The sequence below is a fragment of the Burkholderia territorii genome (assembly GCF_001718335.1).
Lineage (GTDB): Bacteria > Pseudomonadota > Gammaproteobacteria > Burkholderiales > Burkholderiaceae > Burkholderia > Burkholderia territorii.
Window position 1 is genome coordinate 3,209,190 of sequence record NZ_CP013366.1, and the last position, 13,585, is coordinate 3,222,774.

11 protein-coding genes are annotated in these 13,585 nt (G+C 66.5%); 9 read left to right on the plus strand and 2 right to left on the minus strand.

Annotation, left to right across the window (positions count from 1 at the left end; translation table 11 throughout):
* Window positions 1-12 precede the first annotated feature (12 nt).
* The 9 genes from WS51_RS25295 to WS51_RS25335 all read left to right on the plus strand — a co-directional run bounded on the left by WS51_RS25295 (window position 13) and on the right by WS51_RS25335 (window position 11,594).
* Window positions 13-1,350, plus strand: a complete 1,338-nt coding sequence (locus WS51_RS25295; protein WP_059507881.1) for a glutamine synthetase family protein — start codon at window positions 13-15, stop codon at window positions 1,348-1,350.
* 37 nt (window positions 1,351-1,387) lie between these two features.
* Window positions 1,388-2,821: an aspartate aminotransferase family protein gene (locus tag WS51_RS25300; RefSeq protein ID WP_069229910.1), complete on the plus strand. Its 1,434-nt coding sequence runs from the start codon at window positions 1,388-1,390 to the stop codon at window positions 2,819-2,821.
* A 61-nt stretch (window positions 2,822-2,882) separates the two neighbouring features.
* Entirely contained in the window at window positions 2,883-3,998 is a 1,116-nt protein-coding gene (locus WS51_RS25305) for a polyamine ABC transporter substrate-binding protein (protein ID WP_059547021.1), read from the plus strand.
* A 188-nt stretch (window positions 3,999-4,186) separates the two neighbouring features.
* A complete protein-coding gene (locus WS51_RS25310) occupies window positions 4,187-5,341 on the plus strand; it encodes an ABC transporter ATP-binding protein (RefSeq protein WP_059504576.1) in 1,155 nt (384 codons plus the stop codon).
* A 10-nt stretch (window positions 5,342-5,351) separates the two neighbouring features.
* Window positions 5,352-6,338, plus strand: coding sequence for an ABC transporter permease subunit (locus WS51_RS25315; RefSeq protein WP_059771848.1), 987 nt, complete (start codon window positions 5,352-5,354; stop codon window positions 6,336-6,338).
* A complete protein-coding gene (locus WS51_RS25320; protein WP_059448516.1) occupies window positions 6,335-7,174 on the plus strand; it encodes an ABC transporter permease subunit in 840 nt (279 codons plus the stop codon). The genes WS51_RS25315 and WS51_RS25320 overlap by 4 nt, the downstream gene beginning before the upstream one ends.
* Before the next feature lie 101 nt (window positions 7,175-7,275).
* Window positions 7,276-8,850 (plus strand): DUF3138 family protein, encoded by a 1,575-nt coding sequence (locus WS51_RS25325; RefSeq protein WP_059542519.1) that lies wholly within the window; start codon window positions 7,276-7,278, stop codon window positions 8,848-8,850.
* A 112-nt stretch (window positions 8,851-8,962) separates the two neighbouring features.
* Window positions 8,963-10,267, plus strand: a complete 1,305-nt coding sequence (locus tag WS51_RS25330; RefSeq protein ID WP_059794558.1) for an NAD(P)/FAD-dependent oxidoreductase — start codon at window positions 8,963-8,965, stop codon at window positions 10,265-10,267.
* 25 nt (window positions 10,268-10,292) lie between these two features.
* Window positions 10,293-11,594 (plus strand): NAD(P)/FAD-dependent oxidoreductase, encoded by a 1,302-nt coding sequence (locus WS51_RS25335; RefSeq protein WP_059504573.1) that lies wholly within the window; start codon window positions 10,293-10,295, stop codon window positions 11,592-11,594.
* Window positions 11,595-11,646: 52 nt separating this feature from the next.
* Here the strand turns inward: WS51_RS25335 and gor are convergent, their stop codons facing one another.
* Together gor and WS51_RS25345 are read right to left on the minus strand one after the other, a co-directional pair.
* Window positions 11,647-13,002 carry a glutathione-disulfide reductase gene (gene gor / locus WS51_RS25340; protein WP_069229911.1) on the minus strand — a complete coding sequence of 452 codons (1,356 nt, stop codon included), beginning with the start codon at window positions 13,000-13,002 and terminating at the stop codon, window positions 11,647-11,649.
* A gap of 245 nt (window positions 13,003-13,247) precedes the next feature.
* Window positions 13,248-13,472: a hypothetical protein gene (locus tag WS51_RS25345; protein ID WP_059448526.1), complete on the minus strand. Its 225-nt coding sequence runs from the start codon at window positions 13,470-13,472 to the stop codon at window positions 13,248-13,250.
* Window positions 13,473-13,585 lie beyond the last annotated feature (113 nt).

A 13,585-nucleotide genomic window follows, 5' to 3' on the forward strand; every position in this document is an offset into this window, starting at 1 on the left:
ACGAGAACAGACATGCAAGACATCGAAGACTTCCTGAAGCAACACCGGATCACCGAGATCGAAGCGATCATTCCCGACATGGCCGGCATCGCGCGCGGCAAGATCACGCCGCGCAACAAGTTCACGTCCGGCGAATCGATGCGCCTGCCGCAGGCCGTGATGGTGCAGACCGTCACCGGCGAGTATCCGGAAGACGGTTCGCTGACCGGCGTGACCGATCCCGACATGGTGTGCGTGCCCGACACGTCGACCATTCGCCTGATTCCGTGGGCCGTCGATCCGACCGCACAGGTGATTCACGACTGCGTGCACTTCGACGGCTCGCCCGTCGAGATCTCGCCGCGCTACGTGCTGCGCCGCGTGCTCGACCTGTACAAGGCGAAAGGCTGGAAGCCTGTCGTCGCGCCGGAGCTGGAGTTTTACCTGGTCGACATGAACAAGGACCCGGACCTGCCGCTGCGTCCGCCGGTCGGGCGCACGGGCCGCCCCGAGACGGGCCGCCAGTCTTATTCGATCGAGGCCGTCAACGAGTTCGACCCGCTGTTCGAGGACATCTACGAGTACTGCGAAGCACAGAACCTCGACATCGATACGCTGATCCACGAAGTCGGCGCCGCGCAGATGGAGATCAACTTCATGCACGGCGACGCGCTGTCGCTCGCCGACCAGGTGTTCCTGTTCAAGCGCACGGTGCGCGAGGCGGCACTGCGCCACAACATGTACGCGACGTTCATGGCCAAGCCGATGGAAGGCGAGCCGGGCTCCGCGATGCACGTGCACCAGAGCATCGTCGACGAGGAGACGGGCCAGAACCTGTTCACGTCGCGCGAAACCGGCGGCGCCACGTCGACGTTCTACAACTACCTCGCCGGGCTTCAGAAGTACACGCCCGCGCTGATGCCGATCTTCGCGCCGTACATCAACTCGTACCGCCGGCTGTCGCGCTTCATGGCCGCGCCGATCAACGTGCAGTGGGGCTACGACAACCGCACGGTCGGCTTCCGCATCCCGCATTCCGGGCCGGCCGCGCGCCGCATCGAGAACCGGCTGCCGGGTGTCGACTGCAACCCGTATCTCGCACTCGCCGCGACGCTCGCGGCCGGCTATCTCGGCATGACGCAGCGTCTCGAACCGACCGAACCGCTCGTCAGCGACGGCTACGAACTGCCGTACCAGTTGCCGCGCAACCTCGAGGAAGGGCTCACGCTGATGGCCGCGTGCGAGCCGCTCGGCGAGATTCTCGGCCACAAGTTCCTGAAGGCGTATTTCGCGCTGAAGGAAACCGAATACGAAGCGTTCTTCCGCGTGATCAGCTCGTGGGAACGCCGCCATCTGCTGCTGCACGTCTGAGCGTGCACGCGACCGAATACGGAATCACGGAGGAAACATGACTTACCGCAACGAATCTGCCTGGATCCAGCCGGCCGCGCCGGCCACCGCACCGCGCACGACGCAGGCGCGCTCGACCGCCGAATACCGCGCGCTCGACGCCGCGCACCACATCCACCCGTTCTCCGACATGGGCGCGCTCAATCGTGCGGGCAGCCGCGTGATCGTGAAGGCCGACGGCGTCTATCTGTGGGACTCCGACGGCAACAAGATCATCGACGGGATGGCCGGCCTCTGGTGCGTGAACGTGGGCTACGGCCGCAAGGCGCTCGCCGATGCCGCGTATCGCCAGATCCAGGAACTGCCGTTCTACAACACGTTCTTCAAGACGACGCACCCGCCGGTGATCGAACTGTCGGCGATGCTCGCCGAAGTCACGCCGGCCGGCTTCAACCATTTCTTCTATTGCAACAGCGGCTCGGAAGGCAACGACACCGTGCTGCGACTCGTGCATCAGTACTGGCGCGTGCAGGGCAAGCCGCAGAAGAAATACGTGATCTCGCGCAAAAACGGCTATCACGGCTCGACGATCGCCGGCGGCACGCTCGGCGGGATGGGCTACATGCACGAGCAGATGCCGTCGAAGGTCGAGCACATCGTGCACATCGACCAGCCGTATTTCTTCGGCGAAGCGCAGGCCGGCGAGACGCCTGAGGCGTTCGGCCTCGCGCGTGCGCAGCAGCTCGAGGCGAAGATTCTCGAGCTCGGCGCGGAGAACGTCGCCGCGTTCATCGGCGAGCCGTTCCAGGGCGCGGGCGGCGTGATCTTCCCGCCGTCGACGTACTGGCCGGAAATCCAGCGCATCTGCCGCAAGTACGACATCCTGCTGGTGGCCGACGAAGTGATCGGTGGCTTCGGCCGCACCGGCGAATGGTTCGCGCACCAGCACTTCGGCTTCGAGCCGGACCTCATCACGATGGCCAAGGGCCTGACGTCGGGCTACGTGCCGATGGGCGCGGTGGGCATCCACGAGCGCGTCGCGCGCCCGATCATCGACAACGGCGAATTCAATCACGGACTCACGTACTCGGGCCATCCGGTCGCGGCGGCGGTGGCGGTCGCGAACCTGAAGCTGCTGCGCGACGAAGGCATCGTCGAGCGCGTGAAGCACGACACGGGCCCGTACTTCCAGGCGCTGATGCGCGAAACCTTCGCGCGTCACCCGATCGTCGGCGAGGTGCACGGCCACGGCATGGTCGCGAGCCTGCAGCTCGCGGAGTCGCCCGCCGAACGCCGCCGCTTCGCGAACGGCGGCGACGTCGGCACGATCTGCCGCGACTTCTGCTTCAACGGCAACCTGATCATGCGAGCGACCGGCGACCGGATGCTGCTGTCGCCGCCGCTCGTGATCTCGCGTCAGGAAATCGATGAACTCGTGTCGAAGGCGAAGAAGGCCGTCGATGCGACCGCCCAGCAGCTGGGCCTTTCGTAACGACTTTGCCTACAGGCGTGCGGCGGGCGCCGCACGCCACCATAACCAGGGGAATTCCACCATGCGTGCCTGTTTTCTTCGCCAAGCCTGTTCCGTCGCGGCCCTTGCCGCCGCGGCCGCGTTCACGTCGGTTGCCAGCCCGTCGGCGCATGCCGAAGAGCTGAACGTCTACAACTGGTCCGACTACATCGCCCCCGACACGATCCCGAATTTCCAGAAGCAGACGGGCATCCACGTCAAGTACGACAACTACGACAGCGACGACACGCTGCAGGCCAAGCTGCTGGCGGGCAGCTCGGGCTACGACATCGTCGTGCCGACGTCGAACTACATGGCCAAGCAGATCCAGGCCGGCGTGTACCAGAAGCTCGACAAGTCGAAGATCCCGAACCTCGCGAACCTCGACCCGCTCTTGATGAAGATGATCGCGGATGCCGACCCGGGCAACCAGTACGGCGTGCCCTGGGCGTACGGCACGGACGGCATCGGCTACAACGCGCAGGCCGTGAAGAAGGTGCTCGGCGACAAGGCGCCCGTCGACAGCTGGGCACTCGTGTTCGACCCGGCCAACATGGAAAAGCTGAAAAGCTGCGGCGTATCGTTCCTCGACCAGGCCGTCGACGTGTTCGCCGCGACGCTGCAATACATGGGCAGGGATCCGAACAGCAAGAATCCCGGCGACTACCAGGCTGCGTTCGAAGTCCTGAAGAAAGTCCGCCCGTACATTACCCAGTTCAACTCGTCCGGCTACATCAACGACCTCGCGAACAACGACGTGTGCGTCGCGCTCGGCTGGTCGGGCGACGTCGGCATCGCGCACCGCCGCTCGTCCGAGGCGAAGCGCTCGTACGACATCAAGTTCGCGAACCCGAAGGAAGGCGGCCTGCTGTGGTTCGACGTGATGGTGATCCCGAAGGATGCGCCGCACCCCGAGGCAGCGATGAAGTGGATCAACTACGTGTCCGACCCGAAGGTCAACGCGGCGATCACCAACACGGTGTTCTACCCGACCGCGAACAAGGCCGCGCACCAGTTCGTCACGCCGGCCGTCGCGCAGGATCCGACCGTCTATCCGCCCGAAGACGTGCTGAAGAAGATGGTGCTGATGAAGCCGATGCCGGCCGACATCCTGCGCCTCGAGAACCGTCTGTGGGCGCAACTGAAAACCGGCCACTGATCGCCATGCATCACGGCGGCGCAGGCATCGCTGCACGCCTCGCCGCCTGAGATACGCGGACCTGCGTCCGCCCGCGCGCGCCGCGCGCACTGTTCCATCCGGCATGAGCCGTTGTCCGCGAGTCGCGTTGCGCGCCTCGCGCGGGGACGCTCACGCCCGCAATCCGTGAAGAACGAATGGTGACTCCCATGCAATCGATACCCTCTTCCGCTGCCGCACGCCAGACCCAACCGGCCGCCACGGCCCGCACCAAGAACGACGCGTTCGTGCGCATCGAAAACGTCGTGAAGAAGTTCGGCGACAGCACGGCCGTCGACAACGTCAACCTGACGATCGCGAAGAACGAGCTGTTCGCGCTGCTCGGCAGCTCGGGCTGCGGCAAGTCGACGCTCCTGCGCATGCTCGCCGGGCTCGAGACGGCCACCTCCGGCAAGATCTTCGTCGACGGCGAGGACCTCGCATCGCTGCCGCCGTATCGCCGGCCGGTGAACATGATGTTCCAGTCGTACGCGCTGTTTCCGCACATGTCGGTCGAGTCGAACGTCGCGTTCGGCCTCAAGCAGGAAGGCACGCCGAAGAACGAAATCAAGGAGCGCGTGGCCGACGCGCTCGCGCTCGTGCAGATGAGCAAATACGCGAAGCGCAAGCCGCATCAGCTGTCGGGCGGTCAGCAGCAGCGCGTCGCGCTCGCCCGCTCGCTGGTGAAGCGCCCGAAGCTGCTGCTGCTCGACGAGCCGATGTCCGCGCTCGACAAGAAGATCCGCCAGAAGACCCAGCTCGAACTCGTGAACATCATCGAGAAGGTCGACGTGACCTGCGTGATGGTCACGCACGACCAGGAAGAGGCGATGACGATGGCGAGCCGCCTCGCGGTGATGAGCGAAGGCAAGATCGTGCAGATCGGCACGCCGGGCGAAGTGTACGAATACCCGAACAGCCGCTTCTCGGCCGAGTTCATCGGTTCGACGAACCTGTTCGAAGGCCGCGTGGTCGAGGACGAACCCGATCACATCTTCGTCGAAAGCGACGATCTCGAAGCGAGGATGTACGTGAGCCACGGCGTGACCGGCCCGCTCGGCATGCCGGTCGGCATCTCGGTGCGCCCGGAACGCGTGCACGTGTCGCGCGAGAAGCCCGGTTCGCATCACAACTGGGCGCGCGGCGTCGTGACCGACATCGCGTACATGGGCGCCTACTCGCTGTATCACGTGCGTCTGCCGAGCGGCAAGACGGTGGTGTCGAACCTGTCGAGCTCGCACCTGATGCACGACAGCGCACCCGCGTGGAACGACGACGTGTTCGTGTCGTGGTCGCCGGCCAGCGGCGTCGTGCTGACGCAGTGAGGGCGACATGATGAGAACTTCCGCTTCCACTCCGTCCGCACCGGTGTCGACCGGTGCGACCGTCACGACGCCGGCCGCCAGACGCCGCAGCCGCTTCGCCGCGCTGTCGCGCTTCCTGCCGTCGGGCCGCGGCATCGCGATCGGCGTGCCGTTCCTGTGGCTCACGGTCTTCTTCGCGCTGCCGTTCGTGCTGGTGTTCAAGATCAGCTTCGCCGACCAGGTGATGGGCATCCCGCCATACACGTCGCTCGTCGAGATCAAGGACGGCGTCGTGCACTTCGCGCTGCAGCTGTCGCACTACGCGTTCCTGCTGCAGGACGACCTGTACATCGCGACCTACCTCAGCTCGCTGAAGATGGCCGCCGTGTCGACGCTGCTCTGCCTGCTGATCGGCTACCCGATGGCGTACTACATCGCGCGCTCGGAGCCTGGCCGGCGCAACGTGCTGATGATGGCCGTGATGCTGCCGTTCTGGACGTCGTTCCTGATTCGCGTGTACGCATGGATCGGCATCCTGAAGGATGACGGCCTGCTGAACCACGCGCTGATCGCGCTGGGCATCATCCACACGCCGCTGCGCCTCTATCACAGCGACGCGGGCGTCTACATCGGGATGGTCTATTCGTACCTGCCGTTCATGGTGATGCCGCTGTACGCGCACCTCGTGAAGATGGACCTCACGCTGCTCGAGGCCGCGTACGACCTCGGCGCCAAGCCGTGGGTCGCGTTCACGCGGATCACGCTGCCGCTGTCGAAGAACGGGATCATCGCCGGCAGCCTGCTGGTGTTCATCCCGGCGGTCGGCGAATACGTGATTCCCGAGCTGCTCGGCGGCGCCGATACGCTGATGATCGGCCGCGTGATGTGGGATGAATTCTTCAACAACATGGACTGGCCGATGGCGTCCGCGGTGACGGTCGCGATGGTGCTGCTGTTGCTGGTGCCGATGGCGCTGTTCCAGTACTACCAGGTCAAGGAACTGGAGGAAGCGAAATGATCAAGCCGAGCAAACCGCTGTCGACGGGCGTTCTCGCCTTCGGCTTCCTGTTCCTGTACATCCCGATCATCAGCCTGGTCGTGTACTCGTTCAACGAGTCGAAGCTGGTGACCGTGTGGTCGGGCTTCTCGCTGAAGTGGTACGCGGCGCTGCTGCAGGACGACGAGCTGCTCACGGCCGCGTGGCTGTCGCTGAAGATCGGCCTGCTGACGGCCACCGCGTCGGTCGCGATCGGCACGTGGGCCGGCTTCGTGCTCGCGCGCTTCGGGCGCTTCAAGGGCTTCACGCTGTACACCGGGATGATCAACGCGCCGCTCGTGATTCCGGAAGTGATCCAGGGCATCTCGCTGCTGCTGCTGTTCGTCGCGCTCGAGCAGATGTTCGGCTGGCCGAAGGGTCGCGGGATGGTCACGATCTGGATCGGCCACGTGATGCTGTGCGTGTCGTACGTGGCGATCATCGTGCAGTCGCGCGTGAAGGAGATGAACAAGTCGCTGGAGGAAGCCGCGCTCGATCTCGGCGCGACGCCGCTGAAGGTGTTCTTCGTGGTGACGCTGCCGCTGATCTCGCAGGCGCTGCTGTCCGGGTGGCTGCTGTCGTTCACGCTGTCGATCGACGACCTGGTGCTGTCTGCGTTCCTGTCGGGGCCGGGCTCGACCACGCTGCCGCTGGTGGTGTTCTCGCGCGTGCGTCTCGGCCTGAATCCGGAAATGAACGCGCTGGCGACGCTGTTCATCACCGCGGTGACGATCGGCGTGATCGTCGTGAACCAGATGATGATCGCACGCGAACGACGCCGGGTGGCCGACATGAAGGCGGCGTTCGCGGCGGCCTGACGCCCCTCTTCCGTTTCTCTCGATAACAAGACCCGCGCGCCGCGTGTTGCGGCGCGCGAACCGATCACACATTGACAGGCGCACGACAAGGAGAATCCGCAATGAAGAAGAAACTGATCTGCCTGCTGGTGGCCGGCGCGTTGCCGGGCATCGCGCTGGCCGACTCGACTTCCGCCGAAATCAAGGCGCTGCAGGCGCAGGTCGCCGCGCTGCAGAAACAGATGAAGGCCATGCAGGCGCAGCTCGCCGCGAAGCCGGGCGGCGCGCCGCTCGCGCAGGCCGGCGCGACGGCTTCCGCAAAACCGGCGATCGTGGCGGCCGATCCGTCGTCGCCGGACTATGGCCGCGCCCAGGCCACGCTGACCAACGACGAGGTCAGCGAAATGAAGCAGCAGATCGCGAACCAGCAGCTGAAGGTCGACTCGCTGACGGACGCGGCCAACACCGGGCCGCTCGCGGGCCTGTCGGTCACCGGCTACATCGATCCGACCTACATCTACAATCGCGCGGCCGGCACGTCGTCGTTCCTGTTCGCGAACCACGAGAACGCGTACAACTACTTCAACAGCACGTTCGGCGATCTGTACCTCGACATCAAGAAGACCTTCGGCGTCGGCCCGATGGCGCCGTCGGCAGAAATCACGCTGATGCCGAACCGCGGCAACGGCATCACGCTGCTGCAGAACTCGCGCGGCTCGATCACCGACAACCTGTTGAACACGGCCGTCGTCAACGTGCCGATCACCGCGTCGACGACGCTCGTCGCCGGCTTGATCCCGAGCTTCGGCGGCTACGAGGTGCAGCAGTCGAACCAGATGCTCACGCTCACGCACAACCTGCTGTACGATTTCTCGGATCCGGGCAGCTACGTCGGCGTCGGCGCGAACTACACGAAGGGCAACTGGGCGTGGAAGTTCTTCCTCGGCAACGAGCAGTACCGCACGTACGGTTCGGTCACGCAGACGGGCACCAATGCGCTCGGCGATCCGATCAGTACCAGCAACAAGGTGCCGACCTTCACGGCACGCGCGGATTACACGTGGTCGAGCGCGCTCGATATCGGCGGGTCGTTCAACATCGGGCGGCAGACGCTGGCGAGCGCGATCGACGATCAGGGCAACGTCCACTATGGCCCGGGCGGTGCGGCACCGAGCGCGTATGGTTCGTTCTTCTTCGGCGAACTCGACGCGACTTACACGCTCGCCGACGTTCAGTACAACGCCGAAGTCGACTACGGCCGGCAGCAGCATGCGGCGTTCAACGGCGGGCTCGCGCAGTGGTACGGCCTGTCGCTGCTCGCGCATCGCAAGTTCAACGCGCCGGTGGTCGGCCGCATGGGCGTGACGCTGCGCTACGACCTGCTCGCCAACACGAAGAACGGCGGCGGCGGCGGCGGCATCGCGCTGAACGGCAACGGGATGGATCCGAACAACGGCTTCGGCGTCGATGCGGACTGCCTCGCGATGTCGAAGGCCGGCGGCGGCCTGGGCTTCGAGTGCAAGGGCGCGGTGCGCCAGGACGTCGCGCTCGACCTGCTGTTCTATCCGACCCAGCAGATCACCGTGAAGGTCGAATACCGGCACGACTGGGCGAACAACAAGGTGTTCCTGCGCAACGACGGCTCGTACGGCAAGTCCAACGACCTGCTCGCGACGCAGTTCATCTATTCGTTCTGATGCGGGCCACGCGGGACGCCGTGCCGCGCGCACGGCGTCCCGCATCGTTTCAACCGGCCGGATCGCGGTGCGTCGCGCACCGCCTGCGGCCGTCTTCGAGGGAGCCGGTTCGATGACGCAGTCTTTCACCCGCCGCGCCGACGCGCTCGCGCGCGATTCGTATTACGAAGCGAGCGCCGCGCGCCCCGTGGTCGACGACCCCGTGCTGGACGACGCGATCGACGTCGACGTGTGCGTGATCGGCGCGGGTTTCGCGGGGCTGTCGACGGCGCTCGATTGCCGTGCGCGCGGGCTGTCGGTCGCCGTGATCGATGCGCACCGGCCCGGCTGGGGCGCATCTGGCCGCAACGGCGGCCAGGCAATCACGGGTTTCGCGAAAGACGAGGTGATCGAGCGGCAGCTCGGCGCCGCCGGCGCGCGTGCCGCGTGGTCGCTGTCGCTCGACGGCGTCGCGCTGATCGCCGAGCGGATCGCGCGCCACGGCATCGATTGCGATTTCACGCGCGGCTACCTGACGGTCGCGACGAAGCCGCGCCGCATCGGCGACCTGCGCGCGTGGATGGATGCCGCGACGTCGCGCTGGGGCCATCCGTCGCTGTCGTGGCTCGACACCGGCGCGATTCGCGCGCGCATCGCGTCGTCCCGCTATCTGGCCGGTGTCTACGATCCGCTGTCGGGCCACCTGCATCCGCTCAAGTATTGCCTCGGCCTCGCGGATGCCGCGCGCCGCGAGGGCGTCGCGCTCCATGCGCATACGCCCGCGCTCGAGGTCGTGCGCGGCGCGCGGCCCGTCGTGCGTACGCCGTCGGGCGAAGTGCGCTGCCGCTTCGTCGTGTCGTGCTGCAACGCGGGCCCCGGCGGCATCCTGCCCGCCGCCACCGCCGCGCGCATCGCACCGATCGCGTCGTACATCATCGCGACCGAACCGCTCGGCCGTGCACGCGCCGACGCGCTGATCGCGCAGCGCGAAGCCGTATGCGACAACAACTTCTTCCTCGACTATTTCCGGCTGTCGGCCGACCATCGAATGCTGTTCGGCGGCCGGGCGAACTCGGCGGGCGCGTCGCCCGACACGCTGGCGGAAACGATTCGTCGGCGCATGGTCGGCGTGTTCCCGCAGCTCGCCGACGTGCGCGTCGACCACGCGTGGGGCGGCTTCGTCGACGTCACGCGCAATCGTGCGCCGGACTTCGGCGCGCTCGATCCGAACTTCTTCTACGTCCAGGGCTTCAGCGGGCACGGCGTCGCGCTGACCGGCATCGCCGGGCGCGCGATCGCCGGCGCGATCGCGGGCGACACGCGCGCGTTCGACCTGTTCGCGCAACTGCGCCACCGGCGCTTTCCGGGCGGCGACGCGTGGCGGCAGCCCGCGCTCGAACTCGGGATGCTGTATCACCGCGTGCGCGAGCTGTTCTGAACCTCTTTCATTCGTTTTCCTGATCATGCAGACATTCGCCAACCAGCCGCACGTCGCGTCGTACTACGCGGCGACCGCCAACGATACGACCCGCCATGCGCCGCTCGCCGGCGCGACCGACGCCGACGTGTGCGTGATCGGCGCCGGCCTCACCGGCTTGTCCGCCGCGTTGAACCTCGCCGAGCGCGGCCATTCGGTGACCGTGCTCGAGGCCTCGCGGGTCGGATGGGCGGCGAGCGGTCGCAACGGGGGCCAGCTGATCGGCGGCTTTGCATGCGACATCGACACGTTCGGCAACTTCATGCCGGAAAGCGACGTGAAGCGGATCTGGGACATGGGCCTCGAAACGCTGTCGCTCGTGAAGTCGCGCATCGCGCGGCACGACATCGACTGCGCGCTGGTACCCGGCTACCTGACCGCCGCGAATACCGAGCGCGACGCCGATGGGCTCAAGCGCTGGCGCGACGAGGCCGCGAAGCGCTTCGGCTACGACCGCTTTCATTTCGTCGAAGCGGACGAGCTCGGCGACTACGTGCAGTCCGCGCGTTATCGCGGCGGCCTGTACGACCCCGACAGCGGCCACCTGCATCCGCTGAACTACACGCTCGGGCTCGCGCGAGCGGCGACCGACGCGGGTGTGCGAATCCACGAAGACAGTTGCGTGACGCGCGTGCGCGACGTGTCGGGCGGCCATGTCGTCGAGACCGCTGACGGGCACGTGCGCGCGCGCTTCGTCGTGCTCGCATGCAATACGTACGTCGGCACGCTCGCGCCCGCGCTGGCGAAGAAGATCATGCCGGTCGGCACTTACGTGATCGCCACCGAGCCGCTCGGCGAAGCACGCGCCGCCGCGCTGATGCCCGCGCGCGCGGCGATCTGCGACAGCCGCTTCGTGCTCGACTATTTCCGGCCGGCGCCCGATACGCGGCTCGTGTGGGGCGGCAAGGTCAGCTATTCGACGCGCGAACCGCGCGATCTCGCGGCGGCGATGCGCGCGGACATGCTCAAGACGTTCCCGCAGCTCGCGGACGTCAAGGTCGACTACGCATGGGGCGGCTTCGTCGACATCACGATGAACCGCGCGCCGCACTTCGGGCGCGTCGCGCCGACGATGTATTTCGCGCAGGGTTTCTCGGGGCACGGCGTGAACACGACCGCGCTGGCGGGCAAGCTGATCGCCGAGGCGATCGACGGCCAGGCGAGCCGCTTCGACCTGTTCGGCAAGATCAGGCATCGCGACTTTCCCGGCGGCGCGACGCTGCGCACGCCGGCGCTGGTGCTCGCGATGAGCTGGTATCGGCTGCTCGACGCGTTCGGTGTGCATTGAACGGGGCGCATCGGTGCGTGCGGCACATAGCGAGCCGGCGCCCCGGTTTCCATCACTCGGCCACCTTCTGCCGCATCGTCACGAATTCCTCGGCTGCGGTCGGATGAATGCCGATCGTGTCGTCGAACTGCGCCTTCGTCGCGCCCGCGCGGATCGCGATCGCGATGCCCTGGATGATCTCGCCCGCGTCGCGGCCGACCATATGCGCGCCGATCACGCGCTGGCTGTCGCGCGCGACCACGAGCTTCATCAGCGTGCGTTCGTCACGGCCCGACAGCGTGTGGCGCAGCGCCTTGAACGACGTGCGATAGATGTCGACGTCGCCGCGCAGGCGCCGCGCATCGGCCTCGGTGAAGCCGACCGTCGCGACCTCCGGCTGGCTGAACACGGCCGACGGCACGTAATCGTGATCGACCGCGACGCGCGCGCCGCCGAACAGCGTCCGCGCGAGCAGCGCGCCGTCGCGTGTCGCCACCGGCGTGAGCTGCGGCCGTGACGTCACGTCGCCGATCGCATGGATCGAAGGCACCGACGTCGCCGAATACGCATCGACGGCGATCGCGCCGCGCGCGTCGAGCAGGACGCCCGCCTGCTCCAGCCCGAGCCCGTCGACGTTCGGCACGCGGCCGGTCGCATAGAGCACCTGGTCGTACGGCCCGTGCCGCGCGTCGCCGATGCGCACGAACAGCGTGCCGTCCTCCTCACGCTCGATCGACTCGATCACCGCGCGCGCATGAATCGCGACACCCTGTTTCGTCATTTCGTCGGTGAGGAACTGGCGCACGTCGTCGTCGAAGCCGCGCAGGATCTTCTCGCCGCGATAGAAGAGATCGACATGGCTGCCGAAGCCGTTGAAGATGCCCGCGAATTCGACCGCGATATAGCCGCCGCCGACCACCGCGATGCGGGCGGGCAGCTTGTCGAGCGACAGCGCCTCGCGCGACGTGATCGCATGCTCGATGCCGGGCCGCGGCGGCATCGACGGGCGCGAGCCGGTCGCGATCGCAATATGGCGCGCGCGGATCGTGCGCTCGCCGATCGCGACCGTATGCGCGTCGACGAGGGTCGCGCGCCCTGCGTGCATCTCGACGCCGGATTGCCGCAGCAAGTCGATGTAGATGTCGCTGAGCCGGTTGATCTCGCGATCCTTCGCGGCGATCAGCGCGGGCCAGTCGAGCGTGCCGGCGCCGAAGGTCCAGCCGAAGCCCTTTGCGTCCTCGAGTTCGTGCGGATAGTGCGATGCGTAGACGAGCAGCTTCTTCGGAATGCAGCCGCGCAGCACGCAGGTGCCGCCGATCTGTTCTTGTTCCGCTATGCCGACGCGCGCGCCGTATGACGCCGACATCCGGGCGAGCCTCACGCCGCCGGAGCCGGCCCCGATGACGAACAGGTCGTAGTCGAATTCCATCGCAAGCCCTCATCGCAGTTCGGATGACGGCACGATAGCAAGATTCGGGAATTCGTGCGGAACATGGCGCCGCAGCACGCGTGCGCCATAAAAAAACGGCGAGAGACGTCGCCTCTCGCCGGTCAAACCAGCTGCCGGGTGTGCCATGCGTCACCGATCGACCACATGCCCGACCTGCCGGCCGCGCGGCACCGGTTCGCCCGGGCGCGCGAAGGGCGCACCCGCGGCGGGACCGGCCGCCATGCTCAGGCCTGCGACGTGTCGCCGCCGTCCGTCGCCTGCGTATCGTCTGCCTGCTGGGGCTGCTCTTCCTTCTTCTCGAGCATGCCTTCGATCGCCTCGGCGCCCTTGAAGCCGGCAACGGCCGCCGCTGCCTTGGTCAGCAGGCCCGCATCCGGATCGACCTTCTCCGCCGCCTCGACGGCTGCCACTGCGCCAGCGATTTCACCCACGGTGTTCAGGATACCCATCGTCATCCCCTTTCAAGAAAATCGTGAGCGCATCGTCCCACGAAAAAAACCGGCGGACCGTGTTTGTCATCACCGGATACACAAGTTACGCACCAGGCCGGCCGCGCGCGGGA

Excerpts from the sequence above, each read along its gene's own strand:
- WS51_RS25295 (WP_059507881.1), top strand. The coding sequence starts at position 13 with ATGCAAGACATCGAAGACTTCCTGAAGCAACACCGGATCACCGAGATC.
- WS51_RS25300 (WP_069229910.1), top strand. The coding sequence starts at position 1,388 with ATGACTTACCGCAACGAATCTGCCTGGATCCAGCCGGCCGCGCCGGCC.
- WS51_RS25305 (WP_059547021.1), top strand. The coding sequence starts at position 2,883 with ATGCGTGCCTGTTTTCTTCGCCAAGCCTGTTCCGTCGCGGCCCTTGCC.
- WS51_RS25310 (WP_059504576.1), top strand. The coding sequence starts at position 4,187 with ATGCAATCGATACCCTCTTCCGCTGCCGCACGCCAGACCCAACCGGCC.
- WS51_RS25315 (WP_059771848.1), top strand. The coding sequence starts at position 5,352 with ATGAGAACTTCCGCTTCCACTCCGTCCGCACCGGTGTCGACCGGTGCG.
- WS51_RS25320 (WP_059448516.1), top strand. The coding sequence starts at position 6,335 with ATGATCAAGCCGAGCAAACCGCTGTCGACGGGCGTTCTCGCCTTCGGC.
- WS51_RS25325 (WP_059542519.1), top strand. The coding sequence starts at position 7,276 with ATGAAGAAGAAACTGATCTGCCTGCTGGTGGCCGGCGCGTTGCCGGGC.
- WS51_RS25330 (WP_059794558.1), top strand. The coding sequence starts at position 8,963 with ATGACGCAGTCTTTCACCCGCCGCGCCGACGCGCTCGCGCGCGATTCG.
- WS51_RS25335 (WP_059504573.1), top strand. The coding sequence starts at position 10,293 with ATGCAGACATTCGCCAACCAGCCGCACGTCGCGTCGTACTACGCGGCG.
- gor (WP_069229911.1), bottom strand. The coding sequence starts at position 13,002 with ATGGAATTCGACTACGACCTGTTCGTCATCGGGGCCGGCTCCGGCGGC.
- WS51_RS25345 (WP_059448526.1), bottom strand. The coding sequence starts at position 13,472 with ATGGGTATCCTGAACACCGTGGGTGAAATCGCTGGCGCAGTGGCAGCC.